Annotated in this window: 21 protein-coding genes; 19 read left to right on the top strand and 2 right to left on the bottom strand. The window is 65.0% G+C overall.

Features of this window, described 5'->3' with window-relative positions; translation table 11 throughout:
- The first annotated feature begins 156 nt into the window (after nucleotides 1-156).
- The 5 genes from XI05_RS25715 to XI05_RS25695 all read left to right on the top strand — a co-directional run bounded on the left by XI05_RS25715 (nucleotide 157) and on the right by XI05_RS25695 (nucleotide 6937).
- Nucleotides 157-963, top strand: a complete 807-nt coding sequence (locus XI05_RS25715) for an enoyl-CoA hydratase/isomerase family protein (protein WP_271507027.1) — start codon at nucleotides 157-159, stop codon at nucleotides 961-963.
- A 43-nt stretch (nucleotides 964-1006) separates the two neighbouring features.
- Nucleotides 1007-2878, top strand: coding sequence for an AMP-binding protein (locus XI05_RS25710; protein WP_271507025.1), 1872 nt, complete (start codon nucleotides 1007-1009; stop codon nucleotides 2876-2878).
- Between the two features lie 161 nt (nucleotides 2879-3039).
- Nucleotides 3040-4167, top strand: a complete 1128-nt coding sequence (locus XI05_RS25705; RefSeq protein WP_271507023.1) for an acyl-CoA dehydrogenase family protein — start codon at nucleotides 3040-3042, stop codon at nucleotides 4165-4167.
- 146 nt (nucleotides 4168-4313) lie between these two features.
- Nucleotides 4314-5558 carry an acyl-CoA dehydrogenase gene (locus XI05_RS25700; protein WP_271507022.1) on the top strand — a complete coding sequence of 415 codons (1245 nt, stop codon included), beginning with the start codon at nucleotides 4314-4316 and terminating at the stop codon, nucleotides 5556-5558.
- 134 nt (nucleotides 5559-5692) lie between these two features.
- Nucleotides 5693-6937: an acyl-CoA dehydrogenase gene (locus XI05_RS25695; protein WP_271507021.1), complete on the top strand. Its 1245-nt coding sequence runs from the start codon at nucleotides 5693-5695 to the stop codon at nucleotides 6935-6937.
- Between the two features lie 66 nt (nucleotides 6938-7003).
- On the opposite strand, the gene XI05_RS25690 is transcribed toward XI05_RS25695, so the two are convergent.
- Nucleotides 7004-8599, bottom strand: a complete 1596-nt coding sequence (locus XI05_RS25690; protein ID WP_271507019.1) for an ABC transporter substrate-binding protein — start codon at nucleotides 8597-8599, stop codon at nucleotides 7004-7006.
- Between the two features lie 198 nt (nucleotides 8600-8797).
- Between XI05_RS25690 and XI05_RS25685 the strand changes: the two genes are divergently transcribed.
- The 13 genes from XI05_RS25685 to XI05_RS25625 all read left to right on the top strand — a co-directional run bounded on the left by XI05_RS25685 (nucleotide 8798) and on the right by XI05_RS25625 (nucleotide 23189).
- Nucleotides 8798-10456, top strand: a complete 1659-nt coding sequence (locus tag XI05_RS25685; RefSeq protein WP_271507017.1) for an ABC transporter substrate-binding protein — start codon at nucleotides 8798-8800, stop codon at nucleotides 10454-10456.
- Between the two features lie 200 nt (nucleotides 10457-10656).
- Nucleotides 10657-11610, top strand: coding sequence for an ABC transporter permease (locus tag XI05_RS25680; RefSeq protein ID WP_271507014.1), 954 nt, complete (start codon nucleotides 10657-10659; stop codon nucleotides 11608-11610).
- A 210-nt stretch (nucleotides 11611-11820) separates the two neighbouring features.
- A complete protein-coding gene (locus XI05_RS25675; RefSeq protein WP_057028343.1) occupies nucleotides 11821-12723 on the top strand; it encodes an ABC transporter permease in 903 nt (300 codons plus the stop codon).
- Nucleotides 12724-12910: 187 nt separating this feature from the next.
- Nucleotides 12911-13972 (top strand): ABC transporter ATP-binding protein, encoded by a 1062-nt coding sequence (locus XI05_RS25670; RefSeq protein ID WP_271507012.1) that lies wholly within the window; start codon nucleotides 12911-12913, stop codon nucleotides 13970-13972.
- On the top strand, nucleotides 13969-14166 hold the full coding sequence (locus XI05_RS25665) for a hypothetical protein (RefSeq protein ID WP_271507011.1): 198 nt from the start codon (nucleotides 13969-13971) through the stop codon (nucleotides 14164-14166). Before XI05_RS25670 ends, XI05_RS25665 begins: the two co-directional genes overlap by 4 nt.
- On the top strand, nucleotides 14163-15578 hold the full coding sequence (locus tag XI05_RS25660) for an amidase (protein ID WP_172787021.1): 1416 nt from the start codon (nucleotides 14163-14165) through the stop codon (nucleotides 15576-15578). Before XI05_RS25665 ends, XI05_RS25660 begins: the two co-directional genes overlap by 4 nt.
- On the top strand, nucleotides 15575-16552 hold the full coding sequence (locus tag XI05_RS25655; RefSeq protein ID WP_271507010.1) for an ABC transporter ATP-binding protein: 978 nt from the start codon (nucleotides 15575-15577) through the stop codon (nucleotides 16550-16552). The genes XI05_RS25660 and XI05_RS25655 overlap by 4 nt, the downstream gene beginning before the upstream one ends.
- A gap of 102 nt (nucleotides 16553-16654) precedes the next feature.
- Complete coding sequence (locus tag XI05_RS25650) at nucleotides 16655-16924, top strand: GlsB/YeaQ/YmgE family stress response membrane protein (protein ID WP_197950346.1); 270 nt, start codon at nucleotides 16655-16657, stop codon at nucleotides 16922-16924.
- A 253-nt stretch (nucleotides 16925-17177) separates the two neighbouring features.
- The gene (locus XI05_RS25645; RefSeq protein ID WP_271507009.1) at nucleotides 17178-18926 is read left to right on the top strand and encodes a type I secretion system permease/ATPase; all 1749 of its coding nucleotides are present in this window, start codon (nucleotides 17178-17180) and stop codon (nucleotides 18924-18926) included.
- 10 nt (nucleotides 18927-18936) lie between these two features.
- Nucleotides 18937-20271, top strand: coding sequence for an HlyD family type I secretion periplasmic adaptor subunit (locus XI05_RS25640; RefSeq protein ID WP_172787024.1), 1335 nt, complete (start codon nucleotides 18937-18939; stop codon nucleotides 20269-20271).
- Between the two features lie 300 nt (nucleotides 20272-20571).
- On the top strand, nucleotides 20572-22041 hold the full coding sequence (locus XI05_RS25635; protein WP_271507007.1) for an AMP nucleosidase: 1470 nt from the start codon (nucleotides 20572-20574) through the stop codon (nucleotides 22039-22041).
- A 120-nt stretch (nucleotides 22042-22161) separates the two neighbouring features.
- The gene (locus tag XI05_RS25630) at nucleotides 22162-22779 is read left to right on the top strand and encodes a tetratricopeptide repeat protein (RefSeq protein WP_271507005.1); all 618 of its coding nucleotides are present in this window, start codon (nucleotides 22162-22164) and stop codon (nucleotides 22777-22779) included.
- Nucleotides 22780-22913: 134 nt separating this feature from the next.
- Entirely contained in the window at nucleotides 22914-23189 is a 276-nt protein-coding gene (locus tag XI05_RS25625) for a DUF1488 family protein (protein ID WP_271507003.1), read from the top strand.
- A 172-nt stretch (nucleotides 23190-23361) separates the two neighbouring features.
- Here the strand turns inward: XI05_RS25625 and XI05_RS25620 are convergent, their stop codons facing one another.
- Nucleotides 23362-23844, bottom strand: a complete 483-nt coding sequence (locus tag XI05_RS25620) for a CinA family protein (protein ID WP_271507001.1) — start codon at nucleotides 23842-23844, stop codon at nucleotides 23362-23364.
- Between the two features lie 144 nt (nucleotides 23845-23988).
- Here XI05_RS25620 and XI05_RS25615 point away from each other — a divergent pair, with 144 nt between their 5' ends.
- Nucleotides 23989-25047, top strand: a complete 1059-nt coding sequence (locus XI05_RS25615) for an amidohydrolase family protein (protein ID WP_271506999.1) — start codon at nucleotides 23989-23991, stop codon at nucleotides 25045-25047.
- Nucleotides 25048-25061 lie beyond the last annotated feature (14 nt).

The following is a 25061-nucleotide window of genomic DNA, read 5'->3' as shown; positions in this document are numbered from 1 at the left end:
GCGGGGTGGGGTGATCTCTCCACTCGGGCAGTCTCGACGCGGAGAGACTGTCACCCCACCCCGTCTCACATTCCGCTGCGCTCCATGTGAGCCGACCCTCCCCCTCCAGGGGAGGGTGAGAGACGGTCTTCGTGTGGCAAGAAAGTGCGAGGCCCAATGTCCCAACCGCTGCTGATCGAGCACAACGACGGCGTCGACCGGGTGACGCTCAATCGGCCCGAGCTCCTCAACGCGCTCGATCCCGCGCTGATCGATGCGCTCAACGCCTATTTCCAAGGCCTGCAGCGCAATCGCGACACCCGCGTCGTCGTGCTCAAGGGCGCCGGCAAGAATTTTTGTGCCGGCCTCGATCTCAAAACCGCGATGGCGCGCCGGGCCGGACAGCAGGAGCCGCCCGGCGTCACGGAGTCGCTGGATTCCCAGCGCCGCATCGCCGACATCGTGATGCTGATGCGGCGCTGCCCGCAGCCGATCCTGGCGCTGGTGCAGGGCGCGGCCGCCGGCGGCGGCTTTGCGCTGGCGCTGGCCTCCGACATCCGCATCGCGACGAGATCGGCGCGGATGAATTGCGCCTTCATCAAGCTCGGTCTCGGCGGCTGCGACATCGGCACCAGCTATTTCCTGCCGCGCCTCGTCGGCGTCTCCGTCGCATCCGAGCTGATCCTCACCGGGCGCTTCATCGGAGCGGAGCGCGCGCTCGCGGTCGGCCTCGTCTCGGAGGTCGTGGACGAGGACAAGCTCGATGACGCGGCCGCGCCTTATGTCGAGGCGATGATGACGGCCTCGCCCGTGGGCCTGCGGCTATCCAAGGAATGTCTCAACATGAACGTCGATGCCGGCTCGCTCGAAGCGGCGATTGCGATGGAGGATCGCAACCAGGTCCTGTGCAGCCGCTCGGAAGAGTTTTCGGAAGGCATCAGGGCCTTCCTTGAGAAGCGAAAGCCTGTCTATATCAGGCGCTGAACGATCAAGATCCGCAAAGGACAATAATTCCGGGAGACGCAAAATGAGTGGAAGCGCGGCGGCAGTAATGACGAAGCCCGCCTTTCGCAAGGTCCAGTGGCTCGCGCGCGACATCGAGGTCGAGCGCCGCGGCGACGGCACGGTGGTGCTGAAGTCGCGCATTCCGCTGCAGCCTTATGAGAAGCACATCCCGGCCTCGCTGGCGAAATGGGCGAAGGAAGCACCCGAGCGCATCTGGCTGGCGCAGCGTTGCGGTCCGAACCGCGAATGGCGCAGGGTGTCCTATGGCGAAGCCAAGCGCATCGTGGACGCGCTGACGCAAGGCCTGCTCAATCTCAAGCTCGACGGCCGGCCCGTGACGATCCTCTCCGGCAATTCGATCGAGCATGCGCTGATGACGCAGGCCGCGATGCAGGCGCGCGTCCCGGCAGCGCCGGTGTCGCCGGCCTACTCGTTGATGAGCCACGATCACGTCAAGCTGAAATACCTGTTCGACCTGATCAAGCCGGCCGTATTGATGGTGCAGGACGGCCCGACCTTCGAGAAGGCGCTGAAAGCACTCGACCTCAGCGGCGTCACCGTCGTTCACGTCGCGCGGCCCTGCGATGGCATCAAGAGCATCAGTTTCGCCGAGCTTGCGGCCACGCCTGTCGCCGCTGATGTCGAGGCCTCGATCGCGAAGATCACGCCGCAGACCGTCGGCAAGCTGCTGTTCACGTCAGGCTCGACCGGCATGCCCAAGGCCGTCATCAACACGCAGGAGATGATGTGCGCCAATGCGGCGATGATGATGCAGGTGCGGCCGCGCGATCCGAACGGGCCGATCTCGACCATGCTGGACTGGATGCCCTGGAACCACACCATGGGCGGCAATGCCGCGTTCCACCCGATCCTGGTCGACGGCGGCACGCTCTATATCGACGACGGCCGGCCGATGCCGGGCCAGTTCGAGGAGACGCTGCGCAATTTGCGCGAGATCTCGCCGACCTATTACGCCAACGTGCCCGCCGGCTACGCCGCGCTCGCCGCCGCCATGGAGAAGGACGATGCGCTCTGCCGCTCCTTCTTCAAGAATCTCTCGATCATGGCCTATGGCGGCGCGCGCCTGCCTGACGATCTCTATGAGCGCATGCAGGCGCTGGCGGTGAAGACCACCGGCGAGCGCATCGTGTTCTATACCGGCTGGGGCTCGACCGAGACCGCGCCGACCTCGACCGGCACCTATTGGGACACCGAGCGCGTCGGCCTGATCGGCCTGCCGTTCCCCGGCGTCGATCTGAAGATGGTGCCGTGCGGCTCGAAATACGAACTGCGGCTGCGCGGCGTCAACGTCACGCCTGGCTATTTCGGTCAGCCGGAGCTGACGAAGAAGATGTTCGACGAGGAAGGTTTTTACTGCATCGGCGATGCCGGAATCTTCGTCGACGATTCCGATCCGGTGCAAGGCATTATCTTTGCCGGTCGCGTGGTGGAGGACTTCAAGCTCACCACCGGCACGTTCGTTCATGTCGGCTCGCTGCGGACCGATGCGATCGCAGCCGCAACGCCGGTCGTGCACGACGCCTTGGTCGCGGGTCAGGACCGCCCGTTCATCGGCCTCTTGGCCTGGCCGAACCTGCACGCCTGCCGCCAGCTCGCCGGCAACCCCGATCTGGGCTTTGCCGATGCGGTGAAGCACCCCGAGGTGATCGCCTGCTTCAGGCGCGGCCTGGAAGCCCACAACCGGGAGTGCGAAGGCGCCAGCAGCCGGGTCATCGCGCGCGCGATGCTGATGGTCGAGCCGCCCTCGATCGACGGCAACGAGCTCACCGACAAGGGCTACATCAACCAGCGCGCCGGCCTCGAACGCCGCGCCGCGCTGGTGGAGCGGCTGTATGCGGACACGCCGGGTGAAGATGTGATCGTGCTGCGATGATGCACCGCTCTCTCAACTCGTCATTCCGGGGCGCGCGCAGCGCGAGCCCGGAATCCATCAAGCCGCATAGGCGCGGCGAAATGGATTCCGGGCTCGCCGCTACGCGGCGCCCCGGAATGACGGCATCAATACAAGCGACAAACAATAAGAGGTAGCCCGCCATGAACTTCGATTTCTCCGACGATCAAAAGCAGCTCCGCGACCAGGCGCGCAAGTTCCTCGCGGAAAAATGCTCGCCCAAGGCGGTGCGTGTCGTGCTCGACGGCAAGGCGCCTTACGACAAGGAGCTATGGAAGGGCCTCGCCGAGATGGGCTTTCTCGGCGTCGCCATTCCGGAAGAGTTCGGCGGCGCGGGTGCGGGTCATCTCGAGCTGTGCGTGATCGCGGAGGAGATGGGGCGGGCCAATGCGCCGGTGCCGTTCTCCTCGACCGTGTACCTCGCCGCCGAAGCGCTGCTGATCGCGGGCAGCGACGCGCAGAAGAAGAAGTGGCTGCCGGCGGTTGCTGCCGGCGAGGCGATCGGCACGCTGGCGCTGTTCGAGGGCAAGGGCAATCCGTCGCCGAAGAACGTCAGGCTGACGGCCGCGAACGGGGTGCTCAATGGTGTCAAGAAGCCGGTCGCCGACGGCGGCATCGCCGACTTCGCGGTGGTCGCCGCGCGCACCGGATCGAGCGGGCGCGACAACGACATCTCGCTGTTCCTGGTCGATCTCAAAGCCGGCGGCGTCGACGTGAAGAGCCTCACCAATCTTGATCCGACCCGCGGACAGGCCGAGATCACCTTCAAGGACGCCAAAGCCGAGCCGCTGGGAGCTGCGGGCGAAGGCTGGAGCATCCTCACCCAGGTGCTCGACCGCGCCGCCGTGCTGTGCGCGTTCGAGCAGGTCGGCGGTGCTGATCGCGCCTTGGAGATGGGCCGCGATTACGCGCTGGACCGCATCGCCTTCGGTCGCCAGATCGGCTCCTTCCAGGCCGTCAAGCACATGCTCGCCGACATGTACGTGTCGGCAACGCTGGCGCGCTCCAACAGCTATTACGGCGCCTGGGCGCTCTCGACCAATGCGGCCGAGCTGCCGGAAGCTGCCGCCGCTGCGCGCATCAGCGCGACACAGGCGTTCCAGCACTGCGCCAAGAACAACATCCAGGTTCACGGCGGAATGGGTTTTACCTGGGAGTTCGACTGCCACATGTACTATCGCCGGGCCAATGCGATGGCGCTGGGACTGGGCAGCTTGTCTTATTGGGAAGACCAGTTGATCGACCGGATGCGGAAGAAGAACGCGGCGTAACGATTGGTGCGTAGGGTGGGTTAGCCGAGCGGATTGCGCAAAGCGCAAGCCGATTGGCGTAACCCACCTCTTCTGTCGACGAAGAAACCAAAGAGGTGGGTTACGCCTTCGGCTAACCCACCCTACGAAAAGACGAGAGAGTTGCCATGAACTTCGACGACACCCCGCAGGAAGCCGAGTTCCGCGCCACGGCGCGCGCCTGGATCAGCGCGAACGCGCCCAGGCAATACGAGGACGAGCTGCGCAAATCCTCGCTCGGCCGCACCGTGCTCAAGAACGCCAATATTCTGGAGGTCGCAAAAGCCTGGCAGAAGAAAAAGGCCGACGCCGGCTGGGCCTGCCTGCACTGGCCGAAGGAGTATGGCGGCCGCGGCGCTTCGCCGATCGAACGCGTGATCTGGCAGCAGGAGGAGGGGCCGTTCGGCCAGCTCTCCCGCATGTTCATCATCGGCCACGGCATGTGTGGGCCGACCATGATGGCGTTCGCGCGCGAGGAGCATAAGCGCACCTATCTGCCGCCGCTCGCCTCCGGCGAGAAGGTCTGGTGCCAGCTGTTCTCCGAGCCGGCCGGCGGTTCGGACGTTGCGGGCTTGCGCACGCGCGCGGAGAAGGACGGCGACGACTGGGTGATCAACGGCCAGAAGATCTGGACCTCGGGCGCGCATTATTCCGACTACGGCATCCTGCTCACCCGCACCGATCCGACCGTGCCCAAGCACAAGGGCCTCACCATGTTCTTCCTGGACATGAAGAGTCCGGGTGTCGAGGTGCGACCGATCAAGCAGGCGAGCGGCGCCTCGGATTTCAACGAGGTCTATTTCACGAACGTGCGCATCCCCGACCATCAGCGCCTCGGCGAGGTCGGTGACGGCTGGAACGTGTCGCTGACCACGCTGATGAACGAGCGCAGCGCGATCGGCGCGGCCGTCTCGACCGGTTTCCCTGAATTGTTCGAGTATTGCTCCAGCCTGATGCTCGACGACGGCCCGGCGATCGAGGATCGCGCGGTGCGCTCGAAGCTGGCGCACTGGGCGGTGAAGGCAAGCGGGCTGAAATACACCAGCATGCGCGCGATCTCGGCGCTGTCGAAAGGCGAGCGGCCGGGGCCGGAAAACTCCATCGGCAAGCTGGTGGCGGGCTCCATGATCCAGGACGTTGCGACCTACGCGCTGGATCTGCAGGGCGCGGCCGGCGTCGTCAGCGGCGAAGATGGTGAGCTGGCCGGCCGTTTCCAGGCCATGCTGCTGCGTGCGCCGGGTACCCGCGTCGAGGGCGGCACCGACGAGATCATGCGCAACATCATCGCCGAGCGGGTGCTGGGCCTGCCCGGCGATATCAGGGTCGACAAGGACGTGCCGTTCAACAAGATCCCGACGAAGGGAAGAGGCTGAAATCGTAGGGTGGGCAAAGGCGCGGTACGCGCCGTGCCCACGTAATCTATCGAGGGAAGGCGGTGGGCACGCTTCGCTTTGCCCACCCTACGCAGCTGCGCCGCGTCCGGGGCACCAGAGAGGAGAGTTCCAAGATGAATTTCGACGACACCCCGCAGGAAGCCGCATTCCGCGAGACCGCGCGCAAATGGGTCGAGGCCAATGCGCCGAAGGAGTTGCATGCCGAGCTGTCGAAGTCCTCGCTCGGCCGCATCCGCCTTGCCAATCACGACATCGTCGATGTCGGCAAGGCCTGGCAGAAGAAGAAGTTCGAGGGCAATTGGGCCTGCCTGCACTGGCCGAAGGAATATGGCGGCCGCGGCGCGACGCCGATCGAGAAGGTGATCTGGCAGCAGGAGGAAGGCGTCTACGGCAAGCTGACGCAGCCGTTCCAGATCGGCGAGGGCATGTGCGGCCCCACCGTGATGGCGTTCGGCAGCGAGGAGGCCAAGCGCCGTTACTTGCCGAAGCTGGCGTCGGGCGAGGAGATCTGGTGCCAGCTGTTCTCCGAGCCGTCGGCCGGCTCCGATGTCGCGGGGCTTCGCACGCGCGCGGAGAAGAAGGGCGACAATTGGGTCGTCAACGGCCAGAAGATCTGGACCTCGGGCGCGCATTATTCCGACTATGGCCTTTTGATCGCGCGCACCGATCCGAACGTGCCCAAGCACAAGGGCCTCACCATGTTCTTCCTGGACATGAAGAGCCCCGGCGTCGAGGTCAGGCCGATCAAGCAGGCCAACGGCATGCAGGAGTTCAACGAGGTCTATTTTACCGACGTCGTGATTCCCGATAGCCAGCGGCTGGGCGCCGTCGGCGACGGCTGGAACGTATCGCTGACCACGCTGATGAACGAGCGCATGTCGATCGGCGCGCGGCTCGCGACCGGCGTGCCCGAGATGTTCGAGCTCTGCTCGAACCTGATGCTGGAGGATGGCCTCGCCATCGACGATCCCGCCGTGCGCTCGAAGCTCGCGAGCTGGGCGGCCAAGTCGAACGGGCTGAAATACACTAGCTACCGCACGATCTCCGCCTTGTCGAAGGGCGAACGGCCGGGCCCGGAGAATTCGATCGGCAAGCTGGTCTCGGGCATGATGCTGCAGGACATCGCGACCTACGCCATGGACCTGCAGGGCGCGGCCGGTGTTCTCACCGGCAACGACGAGGAAACGGCGCAGGGTCAATTCCAGCAGATGCTGCTGTCCTCGCCCTCGATGCGCATCGCCGGCGGCACCGACGAGATCCTGCGCAACATCATCGCCGAGCGCGTGCTGGGCCTGCCGGGCGATATCCGCGTCGACAAGGACGTGCCGTACAACAAGATCCCGACCAAGGGGCGGTGATCCCGCGTCGCGCGGTGTTGCGGGTGGGCCAAGGCGCAAAGCGCCATGCCCACCCTTGCCTGTTGCTCATTCCACCCCGATCGTCGTCAGGTCCTGGAACCAGTGCTGCGCCTGCACGAACTGCTTGATCTTCGGTGACAGCGCGTGGGGATTGGTGTCGTGGACGACCCAGACCAGCACGGCGTCGTCGACGATCAGCGCGTGCGCCTGCGCCAGCAATTGGTCCTGCTTGGTGCTGTCGAAAGTCTGCTTGGCCTCGTCGATCAGCGCGTCGACCTTCGGGTTCTTGTAGCCGCCCCAATTGACGCCGACCGGCGCGATCTGGCCGGAATGGAAGAAGCGGACGATGGCGTAGAGCGGATCCGAGGTGACATAGGCGATGTTGTTGGAGGTGATGCCGGCGTTCATCTCGTCCGCCGCGCCCTTGCGCCAATGCGTATAGAGCGTCTCCAGCTCGACCACCTTGAAGTCGATCTCGATGCCGATCTCCTTGAAGCTCTGCTGCAGGAATTCGTTCATCGGCAGCGACAGCATCTGGCCGGTGCCACCTTGCGCGATGATGAAGGTGGTCTTCAGCGGCTTTGCTTTCGAATAGCCCGCTTCCTCCACCAGCTTCTTGGCGGCAGCGAGATCATATTTCAGCTCGAAGCTGGGCTTGCCGAACCACGGGCTCGACGGGTCGACCTGGCCCTTGGCGGGCTTGGCAAGGCCGTTCATCAGGCCGACGACTTCGTCGCGGTTGATCGCAAGGTTCAGCGCCTTGCGCAGGCGGATGTCGGTCCAGGGCGAGCCCGGCAGCACGCTGAGGTGATAATTCCAGACATGCGGCGTGACGTTGTCGACCAGCTTCATGCCGGCCGCCTTCAGCTGCGGCACGGCATCCGGCGCCGGCGTCTCGATCAGGTCCACCTGGCCCGCGAGCAGCGCGTTGGTGCGCGTCAGTGCTTCCGGCATCGGCACCAGCACGATCTTGTCGACCTTCGGAATGCGCTTCTTGTTCCAGTAGTCCGGGTTCTTGCTGAGCTCGGCGAGCTCGCGCGGCACCAGCTTGGTCAGCTTGAATGGACCGGTGCCGGAGGGCTGGCTGGCGAACTTGTCCCAGTCCCTGCCGAGCTTTTCGTATTGCGCCGGGCTCGAGACCAGGAACCACAGCATCTGATAGGGGAAGAAGGAATCCACCGTCTTGGTGGTGATCTCCACCGCGAAGTCGTCGATCTTGGCGTAGCTGGCGACGGAGGGGAGGCGGGTCTTCACCTGCGCGCTCTGCCGCTTGTCGAATTGCGGCGCCTTGTCGTTGAGCACCTTGTCGAGATTCCAGATCACCGCATCGGCGTTGAACTCGCTGCCGTCGTGAAACTTCACGCCCTTGCGTAGGGTGAACCGCCACTTCGTCTTGTCGGCATCGTCGACCTTCCATTCGGTGGCGAGGCCCGGCACCAGCTTGCCGGGGCGATCGGCAACGTCCATCTCCCAGGCCACCAGCGGATCGTAGATCGTGTAGGCCGTGAACTGATAGGCGCCGGCGCCGCGATCGGGCTGGCCGGTGGTGAGCGGAATGTCCGCCATCGAGATGCCGTAGCGCACAACGGTTTCGGCGCGCGCCGAGATCGCGGAAACTGCCAGCGCAAGCACGGCGAGACAGGTCGATAGACGAATACGCATGGCCCAAAGCTCCCAGGAGATTCGGGGCCAAACCTGCAATCTTGATGCCAGAATAGGCAGCCGGGCTGCTCTGTCTTCAATCGATCACAAGGACTTGTCGTCGCAGGAGCAATCTGCAGAAAAAGTTTCTCCTTGGCATAGCCATTGCATACGATTGCATCAAAATTAATCATCGGAAGCCGAAGAAGGATCGAGGCGATGCTTATCAAGAACAAGAAGACACGGGCGGCGCTGATCGCGCTCTTGGCGCTTGGCAGCGCGGCGGCATGGCCGCGCGTGGTCGCTGCGGAAACGGTGCTGCGCATCGGCATGACGGCTGCCGATATTCCGCGCACGCTCGGCCAGCCCGATCAGGGGTTCGAGGGCAACCGCTTTACCGGCCTCACCATGTATGACGCGCTGACCAGCTGGGACCTGTCCTCCGCCGACAAGCCCAGCGTGGTGATCCCAGGCCTTGCCACCGAGTGGAAGGTCGACGATGCCGATAAGACCAAATGGACCTTCAAGCTGCGCCCTGGCGTCACCTTCCATGACGGCTCGCCGTTCAACGCCGACGCCGTGGTGTGGAACGTCGAGAAGGTGCTGAAGCAGGATGCGCCGCAGTTCGACGCCAGCCAGGTCGGCGTCACGGCCTCGCGCATGCCGACGCTGGCCTCCGCAAAGAAGATCGACGACATGACCGTCGAGCTGACCACCAAGGAGCCCGACAGCTTCCTGCCGATCAACCTCACCAATTTGTTCATGGCGAGCCCGGCGAAGTGGCAGGCCTTCTACGACAAGGCCGAAGGTGCCGACGCCAAGGCGAAGTCGCAAGCCGCATGGACCGCATTCGCCAGGGACGCCTCGGGCACCGGCCCGTGGAAGATGGCGAGCTTCACCCCGCGCGAGCGGCTCGAGCTCGTCAAGAACGCGAGCTACTGGAACAAGGATCGCTTGCCCAAGATCGACAAGATGGTGCTCCTGCCGATGCCGGAAGCCAACGCGCGCACCGCGGCGCTGCTGTCCGGCCAGGTCGATTGGGTCGAAGCACCGGCGCCGGACGCGCTGCCCGAACTGAAGCAGCGCGGCTTCAAGCTCTACGCCAATGAGCAGCCGCACGTCTGGCCGTGGCAGTTCTCCCGCGTCGAGGGCTCGCCCTGGAACGACATCCGGGTGCGCAAGGCGGCGAACCTCTGCGTCGACCGCGAAGGCCTCAAGGACGGCCTGCTCGCCGGCCTGATGGTGCCGGCGTCAGGTACCTTCGAGCCCGGCCATCCCTGGCGCGGCAAGCCGAGCTTCGAGATCAAGTACGACAAGGCGGCCGCGCAAAAGTTGATGCAGGAGGCGGGCTACGGTCCCAACAAGAAGCTGACGGTAAAGACGCAGACGTCTGCGTCCGGCTCGGGCCAGATGCAGCCCTTGCCGATGAACGAGTATCTCCAGCAGGCGCTGGCCGAGTGCTATTTCGACGTAAAGCTCGACGTCATCGAATGGAATACGCTGTTCACCAACTGGCGCCGCGGCGCCAAGGATCCCAGTGCCAACGGCTCGCACGCGACCAACGTCACCTATGCGGCGATGGACCCGTTCTTCGCGCTGGTGCGCTTCCTGCAATCTGGTATGGCGCCGCCGGTCTCGAACAATTGGGGCTTCATCAACAACCCCAAGTTCGACGAGCTGGTCAAGAAGGCGCGCCAGACCTTCGATCCCGCCGCACGCGACGCCGCGCTCGCCGAACTGCACGCCGCCTCCGTCGATGACGCCGCCTTCCTCTACGTCGCCCACGACGTCGGCCCGCGCGCGATGAGCCCGAAGGTGACAGGCGTCGTGCAGCCGAAGAGCTGGTTCATCGACTTCTCGCCGGTGTCGATGAATTAGTGCGGCACTAGCAACGTACTCGGTGCACCCTCTCCCCTTGTGGGAGAGGGTGGCTTCGCTTTAGCGAAGCCGGGTGAGGGGTCTCTCTCCGCGGGAGCTGACCCTTCCATCGATGCAATAATCTCCGCGGACAGAACCCCTCATCCGGCGCTTCGCGCCACCTTCTCCCACAAGGGGAGAAGGGAAGAAAAAGAAACAACGTGCTCGCCTATACCGCCAGACGCATTGTCTACGTCGTCCCGATCGTCATCAGCGTCGCGCTGGTGTGCTTCCTGCTCGTGCACATCACCCCGGGCGATCCGCTGGTCGCCGTGCTGCCGGCCGATGCGTCGCAGGAGCTCGCCGCGCAGCTGCGCGCCGCCTATGGCTTCGACCGGCCGCTGCCGGTGCAGTTCGGCTTGTGGCTGGTGCGTGCCCTTCATGGCGATCTCGGCAATTCCATCGCCACCGGGCGCCCGGTGCTGGCCGAGGTCATGCGTGCGGTCGGCAACACCGTCACGCTCGCGATTGCTGCCGCCATCATCGGCTTCACCATGGGCATCCTGCTCGGCCTGATCGCCGGCTATTTCCGCGAGACCTGGATCGACAAGGTCGCGACCTCCTTTGCCATCGCCGGCGTCTCGGTGCCGCATTACTGGCTCGGCATGCTGCTGGTCATCATCTTCTCGGTCCAGCTGAACTGGCTGCCCGCGGTCGGCGCCGGGCCCAGCGGTTCCAACTCCTGGGCCTGGGATTGGGCGCACCTCAAATACCTCGTGCTGCCGGCGATCACGACCTCGGTGATCCCAATGGGCATTGTCACCCGCACGGTACGCGCGCTCACCGGCGACATTCTCAGCCAAGATTTCGTCGAGGCCCTGCGCGCAAAAGGCCTGCACGAGCGCGGCGTGTTCCGTCACGTCATCAAGAACGCCGCGCCCACCGCGCTCGCGGTGATGGGCCTCCAGTTGGGTTATATGCTCGGCGGCTCGATCCTGATCGAGACCGTGTTCTCCTGGCCCGGCTCGGGCTTCCTGCTCAACTCCGCGATCTTCCAGCGCGACCTGCCGCTGCTGCAGGGCACGATCCTGATCCTGGCGCTGTTCTTCGTGTTCCTCAATCTGCTGGTCGACATCGCCCAAGCCGCGATCGACCCGCGCATCAAGCGGGGCTGATGGAATGAGCCCAGCTGTCGCCACGCAAACTGTGCGCTCCCTCCCCCGCCTGCGGGGGAGGGTTGGGGAGAGGGTGTCTCCGCAATCGGGAACGCCCAAGAGGCGAAAGCCCTCACCCGCGCCTGCGGCGCGACCTCTCCCGCAAGCGGGAGAGGTGTACCGAGCCCGTGGTTCGCACCGACCACACCGATACCCACCGGGAGCCAGCCGATGAGCGAGCTTCCGTTGTCCGCCACGGCCGATGCCGCGCTGCAGGCTGCGCCCGCCACCAAGGCGCGGGGCTATTGGGCGACCGTCGGCCGCCGCATCATGCGCGACAAGGTCAGCATGGCCTGCGCGCTGGTGCTGCTGCTGATCTTCCTCTCCGCGATCCTCGCGCCGTGGCTCGGTCTCGAAGACCCCTACAAGGGCTCCATGATCCGCCGCCTCCGCCACATCGGCACCACAGGCTATCCGCTCGGCACCGACGAGCTCGGCCGCGACATGCTGGCGCGGCTGATCTATGGCGGCCGGCTGTCGCTGGTGATCGGCATTTTGCCGGTGATCCTGGCCTTCTGCATCGGCACCTCGCTCGGCATCATTGCCGGCTATGTCGGCGGCAAGCTCAACACCGCGATCATGCGCACGGTGGACGTGTTCTATGCCTTCCCATCGGTGCTGCTGGCGATCGCGATCTCCGGCGCGCTCGGGGCCGGCATCCTCAACTCCATCGTGGCACTCACCATCGTGTTCGTGCCGCAGATCACCCGCGTCGCCGAGAGCGTCACCACGGGCGTGCGCAACATGGATTTCGTCGAGGCGGCGCGTGCCTCCGGCGCGGGCGCCTTCACCATCATGCGCGTCCACATCCTCGGCAACGTGCTGGGCGCGATCTTCGTCTATGCCACCAGCCTGATTTCGGTGTCGATGATCCTGGCAGCCGGTCTCTCCTTCCTCGGCCTCGGCACAAAACCGCCGGAGCCGGAATGGGGCCTGATGCTCAACACCCTGCGCACCGCGATCTACGTCAACCCTTGGGTCGCGGCCTTGCCGGGCGCGATGATCTTCGCAGTCTCGATCTGCTTCAATCTCCTTTCGGACGGCCTGCGCAGCGCCATGGACATCAGGAATTAGCGATGATGATGGAAATGCAAACTGCCTCGGCGCTGGTGGTGCCCCACCTCTCCCGGAGGGAGAGGTCGGATTGCATCGAAAGATGCAATCCGGGTGAGGGGTTACGCTCCACCGAGTCTGCCGCGCCCCCTCACCCGGCGCTGCGCGCCGACCTCTCCCCGATGGGGAGAGGTGAAGGACAACGGCCATGAGCGAAACCAACACCTCCGCCGCCATGCTCGAGCCGGTCGAGGACCGCGGCGGCGTCGCGCAGCCGCTGCTTCAGGTCAACGGCCTGACCAAGCACTTTCCTGTGCGCGGCGGACTGTTCGCCGCCAAGCGCACCGTGCGTGCCGTCGACAATGTCTCCTTCTCCGTCGCCAAGGGCGAGACCGTCGGCATCGTCGGGGAATCCGGCTGCGGCAAGTCCACCACCGCGCGCCTCCTGATGCACCTGATGCCGCGCGATGACGGCCACATCATCTATGACGGCATGAGCGTCGGCCAGTCGCTGAGCTTGCGCGAGCTGCGCCGCGGCATGCAGATGGTGTTCCAGGATTCCTACGCTTCGCTCAATCCGCGCCTGACGATCGAGGAATCCATCGCCTTCGGCCCCAAGGTTCACGGCATGGCCGACGGCGCGGCGCGCAACCTGGCGCGTGAGCTACTCGGCAAGGTCGGCCTGCGCCCGGAAAACTTCGCCAACCGTTATCCGCACGAGATTTCCGGCGGCCAGCGCCAGCGCGTCAACATCGCGCGCGCGCTGGCGCTGTCGCCGCGGCTGGTGATCCTGGACGAGGCCGTCTCGGCGCTCGACAAATCCGTCGAGGCGCAGGTGCTCAACCTGCTCGCCGATCTCAAGCGCGAATTCGGTCTCACTTATCTCTTCATCAGCCACGACCTCAACGTCGTGCGCTACATCTCGGACCGCGTGCTGGTGATGTATCTCGGCGAGGTCGTCGAGCTCGGCCCGGTCGACCAGGTCTGGGACGGCCCGGCGCATCCCTACACCCGGGCGCTGCTCGCCGCCATGCCGTCGTCCGATCCTGATAGCCGCACCGAGACGCCGCCGATCACGGGCGATCCGCCCAATCCGATTGATCCGCCCTCCGGCTGCCGTTTCCACACCCGTTGCCCGTTTGCGGAGCCGCTCTGCGCAAATGCGACACCAAAGCTCACGGCGCTGGATAATATGGGTCACGAGGCCGCGTGCTACATGGCGATACCGGGTTCAGGCCATAGCCGTGCCCCCAGGGGAGAAACCGCATGACGAGACCGACACCGAAAGAGATCAAGCCGATCGCGCATGTCGCCGGCGTGCCTGTGGACGACGAGATCGCGACCCGCATCTCCAACGCCATCGGCCCCGCCTTCGAAGGCTTCGCCGCCATCGCCGGCACGCTGCCGTTCGATCTGGAGCCCGCCACCTATGTGCTCACGCAGACGCAGAAGGTGTCGAAATGAGCCGTGAGCCCGCCTTGATGACGCTCACCGAGGTCGCGCGTGCGATCGCGATGAAGCAGGTGTCCTCGCACGAAGCGACGCGCGCGCTGCTGCAGCGCATCGCGCAGTGGCAGCCGCATCTCAACGCCTTCATGTCGATCGAGGCCGAGACGGCATTGAAAGCGGCGGATGCCGCCGATGCGGAGCTCGCCAAGGGCAATGTCCGCGGTCCCCTGCATGGCGTGCCGCTCGCGCACAAGGACATGTACTACGATGCCGGCCACGTCGCGACCTGCGGCTCGCTGATCCGCCGCGATTTCGTGCCGAACGTCACGTCCACCGCCTTGCAGCGGCTGAAGGACGCCGGCCAAATCCGGCTCGGCACGCTGCATCTCGCCGAGTTCGCCTATGGTGCGACCGGGCACAACAGCCATTATGGCCCGGTGCGCAATCCCTGGAACGTGGCGCATATCACCGGTGGCTCTTCCTCGGGCTCCGGCTCGGCGGTCGCAGCGCGCCTGACCTATGCCGCGCTCGGCTCCGACACCGGCGGCTCGATCCGCATGCCCTCGCATTTCTGTGGTGTCACGGGGCTCAAGACCACCTGGAGCCGCGTCAGCCGCGCCGGCGCCATGCCGCTGTCGCAATCGCTCGACACGGTCGGCCCGCTCGCCCGCACCGCGGAGGATTGCGCGCTGCTGCTGGCGTTGACGGCCGGCCCGGATCCGGAGGATCCGACCGCGAGCCTCGAGCCTCTCTCGGACTACGTCGCCGCGACCAAGGGATCCCTGAACGGCCTTAAGATCGGCGTGCCCGCGACTTACTATGTCGACGATCTCGACAGCGAGGTCGCGCGCGTGCTCGACGAGACCATTGCGGTGCTCAAGCGCGAGGGCGCCGACATCGTCAAGGTCGAGCTGCCGGACCAGCGGCAATTGCAGGCGGCGAGCCAGCTCGTGCTGGCCGCTGAAGCCGCCGCCTTCCACAAGCGCTGGCTGATCGAGCGTTCGCAGGATTACGGCGCGCAGACATTGATGCGCCTCCAGAACGGCCTGGCCGTTCCCGCCATCACCTATATCGAGGCGATGCGTTGGCGCGGGCCGGCGCTCGCGGCCCACAATGCCGCGACGGCAGGCGTCGATGCGGTGATCGCGCCGGCGTCCCCGGTGCCGGCGCCGACGATCGAGGAGAGCGACGTCGGCGGCGGCCCGAACGCGCCGGCGCTGTTGCAGCGGCTCACGCTGTTCACCCGCCCGGTGAACTTCCTGGGCCTGCCCTCTCTGACCATTCCATCGGGCTTTACCAAGGCCGGCCTGCCGGTCGGCATGCAGCTGATCGGCCGCTCTTTCGATGAAGCGACCCTCCTCACCATCGGCGCCGCCTTCCAGCGCGCCACCGACTATCACGACCGATTGCCGAAGCTGCCGTCATGACAAACCTCGTCGAGATCTCAGGCCTCAACATCCGCTTCACCGGCGAGCGCACGGTCTACGCCGTGAACGACCTCAGCCTCTCGCTCGGCAACAGCGAGGTGCTGGGCCTGCTCGGCGAGTCCGGTTCGGGCAAGAGCGTGACCTTGCGTGCGCTGATGCGGCTGCTGCCGAAGAAGCGCACGCAGATCTCCGGCACGGTCAATGTCATGGGCCGCGACGTGCTCGCGATGAACGACGAGGAGCTCTCGTCGTTCCGCGGCCAGACTGTCTCGATGATCTTCCAGGAGCCCGCGCTGGCGCTTGATCCGGTCTACAAGATCGGCGCGCAGATCGCCGAAAGCGTGGTGCGCCATGAAGGCAAGAGTTTTGCGGAAGGACGCGCACGCGCGCTCGAAATGTTAGAGGTCGTGCGTATTCCCTCGGCCAAGCGCCGGTTAGACGCCTATCCGCACGAAATGTCGGGCGGCATGCGCCAGCGCGCCATGATTGCGCTGGCGCTGGCCTGCCGGCCAAAAATCCTTCTGGCGGACGAGCCGACCACGGCGCTCGATGCCACCGTGCAGATCCAGATCCTCTTGCTGCTGCGCGAGCTTCAGCGCGAGTTCGGCATGTCCGTCATCTTCGTCACCCACGACATCGGCGTCGCCATCGAGATCTGCGACCGCGTCGCGGTGATGTATGCCGGCCAGATCGTGGAGCAGGGGACCTTGCGCGACATCGTCCGCTCGCCCGTGCATCCCTATGCCAAGGGCCTGCTCGCCTCCACCATCCACGGCGCCAAGCGGGGCCAGCGGCTGGAGACCATCCCCGGAACGCCGCCGTCGCTGGCCGAGAAGCCGCACAACTGCTCGTTCGCTCCCCGCTGCAAGCTGGCCGAGCCGCGTTGCCTGGAGCGATTGCCCGGGAATGTCGAGGTGGGGCCAGGTCGGGCGGCCAGATGTGTCCTGGCGGAACCGGTCACCATGGGGTCGTAGTTCGGATGAGTTGAAGCGGGCGGCGCCAGCGTTCCCAGCATTCACACCCCATTCATCCCGGTTCCCGTTCCATGGCTCCGTTCGCGGAGAGGGACCTCACAGATGTACATTTCCAACGAAGGCCTGCTCGTCATCCTGTTCGTCGGCCTCGTCGCCGGCTGGCTCGCCGGCAAGATCGTCCGGGGCGCCGGGTTCGGCATTATCGGCGACATCGTGATCGGCATCTGCGGTGCGCTGGTGGCGAGCCTGCTGTTTCCAAAGCTTGGAATCCGCCTCGGCACCGGCCTGATCTCCGAGATCGTCTATTCCGCGATCGGCGCGGTCATCCTGCTGCTGGTGGTCCGGCTGGTGCGCGGCGGGGGCCGGCTCTAGCCCCGCCTTCGGCTGAGTGGAACTCGAGCCGCACCTTTCCCGGAAGCGGCTGAAAGCCTGCAAGAAAAAGCCGCAAGCCTGTGAAATTCCGGACTTGCGCGGACGGCTGTCGGGGGTAGATGTGGCCCATCAGGCCGCGGATTAAATTCGGCCGTGTCGGACGGCTGGAAAACAGATGTTAATCCGAGGCGAGTACTCCTTGAATCGCCTTTGAAATCAGGGCTTTGCCCTTTAGCCGAAAGAGATCAGACTGATGGCAGCCATCCCTGGCGTCCGCCGTTCGGAGCTCGGTGATGCCTTGCGCGCTTGTCGCACGGCCTTCATCGGCGTCGGCCTGATGAGCTGCATGATCAACCTGCTCTATCTGACCGGGTCGATCTTCATGCTGGAGGTCTACGACCGGGTGCTGCCGAGCCGCAGCATCCCGACCCTGGTCGGCCTGATCATCCTCGCCAGCTTCCTCTACATGGCGCAGGGCGTGCTCGACATGATCCGCAACCGCATCCTGGGGCGGATCGGCACCTCGCTCGACGAGGCCCTCAACAAGCGCGTGTTCGACACCATCGTGCGTCTGCCGCTGCTGGTCGGCAGCCGCAACGAGGGCCTGCAGCCGCTGCGCGATCTCGACAATGTCCGCTCCTTCCTCGGCGGCATGGGCCCGAGCGCCTTCTTCGACCTGCCCTGGCTGCCGCTCTATCTCGCCATCTGCTTCGCCTTCCACGTCATGATCGGCGTCACCGCGCTGGTCGGCGCCGTCATCCTGGTCGGGCTGACGCTGGTGACCGAGTTCATGTCCCGCCAGCCGGCGAAGGAGGCGATGGGCCTCGCCGCCCAGCGCAACGATCTCGCCCAGGCCAGCCGCCGCAACGCCGAAGTGATGGTGTCGATGGGGATGGCCGGCCGGATGAACCAGCGCTGGAGCGAGGCCAACGAAAAATACCTCGCCGGAAATCAGCGGGCGAGCGACGTCGCCGGTGGTCTCGGCGCGGTCGCAAAGGTGCTGCGCATGATGCTGCAATCGGCCGTGCTCGCGGTCGGCGCCTATCTCGTCATCCACCAGGAGGCGACCGCCGGCATCATCATCGCCGGCTCGATCCTGTCCGCCCGCGCGCTGGCGCCGGTCGATCTTGCCATCGCGCACTGGAAATCCTTCGTCGCGGCGCGGCAGAGCTGGCATCGCCTGACGCGCCTGCTGGAGCAGATGCCGGCGCAGGCGACGCCGACCCAGTTGCAGGCGCCGACCAGCCGGCTCTCGGTCGAAGGCGTCGCCATGGTGCCGCCCGGCGATCAGCGTCTCGTGGTGCAGGATGTCACCTTCGCGCTTACCGCCGGCAACGGCCTCGGCGTGATCGGCCCGAGCGGCTCCGGCAAGTCGTCGCTGATCCGCGCGCTGGTCGGTGTCTGGCAGCCGGTGCGCGGCAAGGTGCGGCTCGACGGCGCGGCGCTCGATCAATGGTCGAGCGACGCGCTCGGCCGCCACATCGGCTATCTGCCGCAGGACGTCGAATTGTTCGGCGGCACCATCGCGCAGAACATCAGCCGGTTCGATCCCGAGGCCACCTCCGAGGCGATCATCGCCGCGGCCAAGGAGGCCGGCGTGCACGAGATGATCATCAAGATGCGCGAGGGCTACAACACGCAGGTCGGCGAGCAGGGCGCCGCGCTCTCCGCAGGCCAGGCCCAGCGCTTGGCGCTGGCGCGCGCGCTCTACGGCAACCCCTTCCTGATCGTGCTCGACGAGCCCAATTCCAATCTCGACACCGAAGGCGACGAGGCGCTGACCCGCGCCGTCCGCGCGGCGCGCGAGCGCGGGGCCATCGTCGTCGTGGTGGCGCACCGGCCGATCGGCGTCGAGGCGGTCGACCAGATCCTGGTGCTGCGCGACGGCCGCATGCAGACCTTTGGTCCCAAGGAGCAGGTGCTCGCCCAGGTGCTGCAGCCGCGGGTAACGCCGCCGGCCCCGATCAAGATCGTCAGCGAAGGCGGAGTGGCCAAACCATGAGCACAAAGCCATGAGCACGATGGCCATCGGCGGCACGAAGGCGGCCGCGAAGAAGACCGTACGCGACTCCATCAAGTTTCACCTGATGCTCGGCCTCGCGATCGTGGTGGTCCTGGTCGTCGGCCTCGGCGGCTGGGCCTCGACCGTCCTGATCTCGGGCGCGCTGATCGCGCCGGGCCAGATCGTGGTCGAATCCAACGTCAAGAAGGTGCAGCATCCGACCGGCGGCGTGGTCGGCGAGGTGCGCGCCCGCGACGGCGACCTGGTCAAGTCCGGCGACATCGTCGTGCGCCTCGACGACACCGTCACCAAGGCCAACCTTGCCATCGTCACCAAGAATCTCGACGCCGCGCAGGTGCGTGCGGCGCGACTGCAAGCCGAGCAACGCGGGCTCGACCGGATCGAATTCCCGCAAACCCTCATCGAGCGTGCGAGCGATCCCGACGTCAAGGCGTTGCTCGCCGCAGAAACCAAGCTGTTCGAGGTCCGCGTCAACGGCCGCACCGGGCAGAAGGCGCAGCTTCGCGAGCGCATCACGCAGCTCAACGAGGAAATCGCCGGCCTCAGCGCCCAGGAGAAGGCCAAGGATCAGGAGATCGCGCTGGTGCAGAACGAGCTCACCGGCGTGCGCGAGCTCTACGACAAGCGTCTGGTGCAGATCTCGCGCCTGACCCAGCTCGAGCGCGACTCGGCCCGTCTCAACGGCGAGCGCGCGCAGTACATCGCCTCGCGCGCCCAGGCCAAGGGCAAGATCACCGAGACCGAGCTGCAGATCATCCAGATCGACAAGGACGTGGTCAGCGAGGTCTCCAAGGACCTGCGCGAGACCAACGACAAGATCGGCGAGCTGATCGAGCGCAAGGTCGCGGCCGAAGACCAGCTCCGCCGCGTCGACATCCGCGCGCCGCAGGACGGCATGGTGCTGCAATCGACGGTGCACACGATCGGCGGCGTGATCACCGCCGGCGATACCTTGATGCTGATCGTGCCGCAGGCCGACGATCTGCAGGTCGAGGCCAAGGTCAATCCGGTCGACATCGACAAGCTCCAGATCGGCCAGAAGACGCTGCTGCGCCTGTCCGCGTTCAACCAGCGCACCACGCCAGAGCTCAACGGCCTCGTCAGCCGCGTCTCGCCCGACGTCACCACCGACCAGCGCACCGGCCAAGGCTATTACACCATCCGCGTCTCGATGCCGGCCGAGGAGCTCGCCCGTCTCGGCGACGTCAAGCTGATTCCCGGCATGCCCGTGGAAGCCTTCGTCCAGACCGGCGACCGCACCATGCTGTCCTATCTGATGAAGCCGTTTCACGACCAGCTGATGCGGGCGTTCCGCGAGAAGTGACGCACGAAAGCGCGTCATCTTCCCCGTCATTGCGAGCGCAGCGAAGCAATCCAGACTGTCTCCGCGGTGAGAGTTCTGGATTGCTTCGCTGCGCTCGCAATGACGACTTGGCTGTCGGTTTGCTATACTGCGAGGGCAAGCAGTCTGGGCAGTCTCGTAGGGTGGGCAAAGGCGCAACGCGCCGTGCCTACCTTTCTTACGACGCGCATATTGGTGGGCACGCTTCGCTTTGCCCACCCTACGGCACCGCCTTCTTTGCTATAGTTCGACTCAAGCTCCAAACAATCCGGCGGTCGAACCATGCAATCTCCACCCTCCATCGCCACCAAATCCTTCTCCGACGCGGACCTCGCCGTTGCCCGCCTCGAGGAAATCTACGAGCGCAACACGAAATTCCTGCGCGAGCGTTTCGAGGCCTATGTTGGTGGCGAAGCGATCACGACGCGGGTGCGCGCCTATTATCCCTTTGTCCGTCTCACCACCGCGACGCATGCGCGGCTGGACTCGCGTCTTGCTTATGGCTTCGTCGCCGGACCCGGCGTGCATGAAACCAGCGTGACGCGGCCGGATCTGTTCCGCAGCTATCTCACCGAGCAGATCGGCCTCTTGATCCAGAACCACGGCGTGCCCGTCGAGATCGGCGAATCCGCCGAACCGATCCCGATCCACTTCGCCTATCGCCGCGACATCAATATCGAAGCCGCCATCACCACCAGCGAGAATTCTTCCGTCACACGCGCGCTCCGCGATGCGTTCGACGTACCCGATCTCGCGACGATGGACGATTCGATCGCCGACGGCACCTTCGAGCTCCAGCCCGGCGCGCCGGAGCCGCTGTCCCTGTTCCGCGCCGCCCGCGTCGATTACTCGCTGCGCCGGCTCTATCACTACACCGGCACCGATCCCGAATATTTCCAGAACTTCGTCATCTTCACCAATTATCAGTTCTATGTCGACGCCTTCGCGCAAGCGTGTCAGCTGCGGCTGCAGTCCGGCGAAGCCGGGCTCGATGCTTTCGTCGCGCCGGGCAACGTGATCACGAACAGTGGCGGCGCCATCAGCGGCACCGCGCCGGCTCGCGTACCGCAGATGCCGGCCTTTCACCTGGTCGCACCCGGCTATCGCGGCATCACGCTGATCAACATCGGCACCGGTCCGTCCAATGCGCGCAACGTCACCGACCACGTCGCGGTGCTGCGGCCGCATGCCTGGCTGATGCTCGGCCATTGTGCGGGCCTGCGCAACACGCAGCGCCTCGGCGACTACGTGCTCGCGCACGGCTATGTGCGCGAGGACCATGTGCTCGACCGCGAGCTGCCGCTGTGGGTGCCGATCCCGGCGCTGGCCGAGATGCAGGTCGCGCTCGAGGAGGCGGTCGAGGACGTCACCGGGCTCGAAGGTTTCGAGCTCAAGCGCCTGATGCGCACGGGCACGGTCGCGAGCGTCGACAACCGCAACTGGGAGATCTCCGGGCGGGAGGTGATCCGCCGCCTGTCGCAGTCTCGCGCGGTTGCGCTCGACATGGAATCGGCTGCGATTGCCGCCAACGGCTACCGCTTCCGCGTGCCCTACGGCACGCTGCTGTGCGTCTCCGACAAGCCGCTGCACGGTGAGATCAAGCTGGCCGGCATGGCCAGTGAATTCTACCGCCGCCGCGTCGGCCAGCATCTCGAGATCGGCCTGAAGGCGCTGGAGCGGCTCAAGCAGCAGGAATCGGAACGGCTGCATTCGCGCAAGCTCCGCAGCTTTGCGGAAGTTGCATTTCAGTAAAGGGCAACAGAGCTGTCGTACGAACGCTGACGTCTCCGTGAACGCAGCACCTGGAATATTGCCGCCAAGGCAGGGTTATCACCTCGTCCGGGGTCGCTCGAAGCAGTACAGGAGACAGACATGATCACAGCAATGATCAGACTCGTCGCGCTTGGTACGTTTGCGGCAGCATCGTTGAGCCCGCCGGCCCTTGCCGCAGGAGGCGGCGGCGGCGGTGGCGGAGGCGGTGGCGGCGGCCCCGGCACGGATCCGTTTGGCAGCACCTATTCGGATCAGAAGCCGCAGCCAACCTATCCGAAGCGCCCGGGCGCCAAGTCCACACACAAGGGCAAGAAGCCGAACAACCAGTCCAGCATCGGCGATCCCGCATTCGCGGCCGGCTACCGTATGGCCTATGACACCATCTACGAGCGCAACGACTATGCTGCCGCGATCGCGCAATTGAAGTCGCTTGGCCATGACGACCATCCGAACGTCGCCAACCTGATCGGTTACTCTTATCGCAAGCTCGGCGACTACGAGCAGTCCCAGGCCTGGTACGAGCGCGCATTGAAGGCCGATCCGAACCACGTGCTGACGTGGCAATATTATGGATTGTGGCAGCTCGAGCGCGGCAATCGTGAGCAAGCGCTCTATCACCTCGGTCGAATTGCGTCGATCTGCGGAACCGATTGCCAGGAGTATAGATCGCTGGCTGCGGCACTGGATCAGCCGACAGGGTCGGCGCTCGTCTACTGAGGCTGGAGCGCAGCCGGCTCAGCGAGCCGTGCTGCTGACGGCTTCAGATGATAGCCATGTCCTTTGGTTCCGATAGTGACAGGGCGCCAGATTTTCAGCATTGTCCCGTTCGGGGGCGCGAACGGGACAATTGGATGCCGCTCACGCGCGACAAGATCATTGGCCATGATCTGGAACGGCTGGCCTTTCGCTTCACCATGCTGAACGACGGTGAGGTCGTGCAGTGCCAGATCAGCGACGCCGCGATGGACGAGCTCGCGGGCATGCAGGGCACCGAAAGCAGCGCGCGTCAGGCGCAGTTCCTGTCGCTGCGCGAGAGCATCGAGCGGATCGCGTCGGATCTGTACGACGAAGCGCCGCGCTTCCCGGGCTATGTGGTGCGGATTTTCATGCGGCATTTGCGAAGGTAGCTGTCGCGTCATATTAGGTCGTCATCGCCCGACTTGACCGGGCGATCCAGTACTCCGAGACGGTTGTTGTTCAATCGATCGGCCGCAGCGTACTGGATGCCCCGCCTTCGCGGGGCATGACAGCAGTGTTGTGGTGAGCTTGTCCTGGCTAACTTCGTCCGCACAGCTAGCGTCACCCCTCCAGCTTCCTCAACAACAACTTCAGAGCCGTCGCGGCAAACACCTGCATGTTGCCGAGCCGGTCATTGCTATCAGTCTCCAGCGTCATCACCTCTGACGCCGGTCCCGCCACTGCCATGCAGCTGTGGCCGGCGGCATCGCCGTAGCGGTTGCCGGTGGGGCCGGCGGCGCCGGTTTCGGACAGGCCCCAGTCGCAGCCAAAGCGGCTGCGAATCTGCTCGGCCAGCAATTGCGCATAGGGCTCCGACGAGGACCGGAAGCCCTTCATTCCTTCGTCCGAAATATCCATCAGCACGCGCCTGGCATCGCGGGTATAGACCACCGCGCCACCAAGGAAATAGGCGGATGCGCCGGGCACCGCGAGCAGGCTGGCCGCGATCAAGCCGCCGGCGGAGGATTCGGCAACCGCAATGGTCTGTTTGCGCGCGATCAATTTGGCCGCGACCTGTTCCGCAATGCCGACGAGCTCTTTCATTTCGTAACCCCTCATTCCTTCGCAACCGAGCTCAGCCTTCCTAGCATATGACAGGACGCTTGGCCGAGTTGCGGGCGACGAGCAGGCCTGCTTGAATGGCGGGAGAAGAAGAGACATGCGAGGAAACGTGAGAAGGGAGACGTGATGGCATCCCTGATCGCCGGCGGCATTGATTGCGACGTGCATCCGGCCGTGCCGCATCTGACCAGCCTGCTGCCGTACCTGAACGATTACTGGCGCGATCAGGTGACGACGCGCGGCATGGTCGACCTTATCTCGCAATCCTATCCGCAGAACTCGCCGATCACCGCGCGGCCGGACTGGCGCCCCGAGACCGGCAAGCCCGGCGAGAGTCTGAAGGCCATGCAGCGCCACGTGCTCGATCCCTTCCAGCTCAAGCATGCCATCTGCAATCCGCTGTATGGCGTGCAGATGGTGTTCTCCGAGGACATGCAGGCGGCCTTCTGCCGCGCGCTGAACGATTGGCTGGCGAAGGAATGGCTCGATCGCGAGGCGCGGTTGCGTGGCTCCATCGTGATTCCCACGCAAAGCGTCGAGAAAGCCATTGCCGAGATCGAGCGCTGCGCACAGGACAAGCGCTTCGTGCAGGTGCTGATGCTGGTGATGGGCGATACGCCGCTCGGCAAGCGCGCGCTGTGGCCGATCTATGAGGCCGCGGAACGTCTGGAACTCCCGGTCGGCATCCACGCCGGTTCCGCCTATCACAATCCGCCGACCGCCGTGGGCTGGGGGTCCTATCACATCGAGGATTATGTCGGGCAGGCCCAGGCGTTCCAGACCCAGCTCACCAGCCTGATCGTCGAGGGCGTGTTCGCCAAATATCCGCGGCTGAAAATGGTGATGCTGGAGTCCGGCGTGTCCTGGATCGCGCCCTATCTCTGGCGGCTGCACAAGTTCTGGCGCGGGGTGCGGATGGAAACGCCGTGGGTCGATCGCGCACCGCTGGAGATTGTGCGCAGCAACATCCGCTTCTCGTTACAGCCATTTGATGCGCCGCCGGAACCCGAGACATTAATTCGCCTGTTTGATCATATGCAGTCGGACGAATTGGTCTTATTCTCCACGGACTATCCGCACTGGCAGTTCGACGACCAAGACGCGCTGCCCGAAGGTCTGTCCCCCGATCTCGTGCGCAAGATCATGATCGACAATCCGCATGCAACCTATCCCCGCCTGAAATGAGCCCGCTGCCAAAG

This window comes from Bradyrhizobium sp. CCBAU 11357 (genome assembly GCF_028128865.1).
Classification (GTDB): domain Bacteria; phylum Pseudomonadota; class Alphaproteobacteria; order Rhizobiales; family Xanthobacteraceae; genus Bradyrhizobium.
The sequence above is the reverse complement of the archived record's forward strand: the minus strand, read 5'-3'. Positions and strand labels throughout refer to the sequence as shown.

What these genes read in the sequence shown, in the direction of transcription:
- XI05_RS25715 (WP_271507027.1), top strand. Translation starts at nt 157, where the DNA reads ATGTCCCAACCGCTGCTGATCGAGCACAACGACGGCGTCGACCGGGTG.
- XI05_RS25710 (WP_271507025.1), top strand. Translation starts at nt 1,007, where the DNA reads ATGAGTGGAAGCGCGGCGGCAGTAATGACGAAGCCCGCCTTTCGCAAG.
- XI05_RS25705 (WP_271507023.1), top strand. Translation starts at nt 3,040, where the DNA reads ATGAACTTCGATTTCTCCGACGATCAAAAGCAGCTCCGCGACCAGGCG.
- XI05_RS25700 (WP_271507022.1), top strand. Translation starts at nt 4,314, where the DNA reads ATGAACTTCGACGACACCCCGCAGGAAGCCGAGTTCCGCGCCACGGCG.
- XI05_RS25695 (WP_271507021.1), top strand. Translation starts at nt 5,693, where the DNA reads ATGAATTTCGACGACACCCCGCAGGAAGCCGCATTCCGCGAGACCGCG.
- XI05_RS25690 (WP_271507019.1), bottom strand. Translation starts at nt 8,599, where the DNA reads ATGCGTATTCGTCTATCGACCTGTCTCGCCGTGCTTGCGCTGGCAGTT.
- XI05_RS25685 (WP_271507017.1), top strand. Translation starts at nt 8,798, where the DNA reads ATGCTTATCAAGAACAAGAAGACACGGGCGGCGCTGATCGCGCTCTTG.
- XI05_RS25675 (WP_057028343.1), top strand. Translation starts at nt 11,821, where the DNA reads ATGAGCGAGCTTCCGTTGTCCGCCACGGCCGATGCCGCGCTGCAGGCT.
- XI05_RS25670 (WP_271507012.1), top strand. Translation starts at nt 12,911, where the DNA reads ATGAGCGAAACCAACACCTCCGCCGCCATGCTCGAGCCGGTCGAGGAC.
- XI05_RS25665 (WP_271507011.1), top strand. Translation starts at nt 13,969, where the DNA reads ATGACGAGACCGACACCGAAAGAGATCAAGCCGATCGCGCATGTCGCC.
- XI05_RS25660 (WP_172787021.1), top strand. Translation starts at nt 14,163, where the DNA reads ATGAGCCGTGAGCCCGCCTTGATGACGCTCACCGAGGTCGCGCGTGCG.
- XI05_RS25655 (WP_271507010.1), top strand. Translation starts at nt 15,575, where the DNA reads ATGACAAACCTCGTCGAGATCTCAGGCCTCAACATCCGCTTCACCGGC.
- XI05_RS25650 (WP_197950346.1), top strand. Translation starts at nt 16,655, where the DNA reads ATGTACATTTCCAACGAAGGCCTGCTCGTCATCCTGTTCGTCGGCCTC.
- XI05_RS25645 (WP_271507009.1), top strand. Translation starts at nt 17,178, where the DNA reads ATGGCAGCCATCCCTGGCGTCCGCCGTTCGGAGCTCGGTGATGCCTTG.
- XI05_RS25640 (WP_172787024.1), top strand. Translation starts at nt 18,937, where the DNA reads ATGAGCACGATGGCCATCGGCGGCACGAAGGCGGCCGCGAAGAAGACC.
- XI05_RS25635 (WP_271507007.1), top strand. Translation starts at nt 20,572, where the DNA reads ATGCAATCTCCACCCTCCATCGCCACCAAATCCTTCTCCGACGCGGAC.
- XI05_RS25630 (WP_271507005.1), top strand. Translation starts at nt 22,162, where the DNA reads ATGATCACAGCAATGATCAGACTCGTCGCGCTTGGTACGTTTGCGGCA.
- XI05_RS25625 (WP_271507003.1), top strand. Translation starts at nt 22,914, where the DNA reads ATGCCGCTCACGCGCGACAAGATCATTGGCCATGATCTGGAACGGCTG.
- XI05_RS25620 (WP_271507001.1), bottom strand. Translation starts at nt 23,844, where the DNA reads ATGAAAGAGCTCGTCGGCATTGCGGAACAGGTCGCGGCCAAATTGATC.
- XI05_RS25615 (WP_271506999.1), top strand. Translation starts at nt 23,989, where the DNA reads ATGGCATCCCTGATCGCCGGCGGCATTGATTGCGACGTGCATCCGGCC.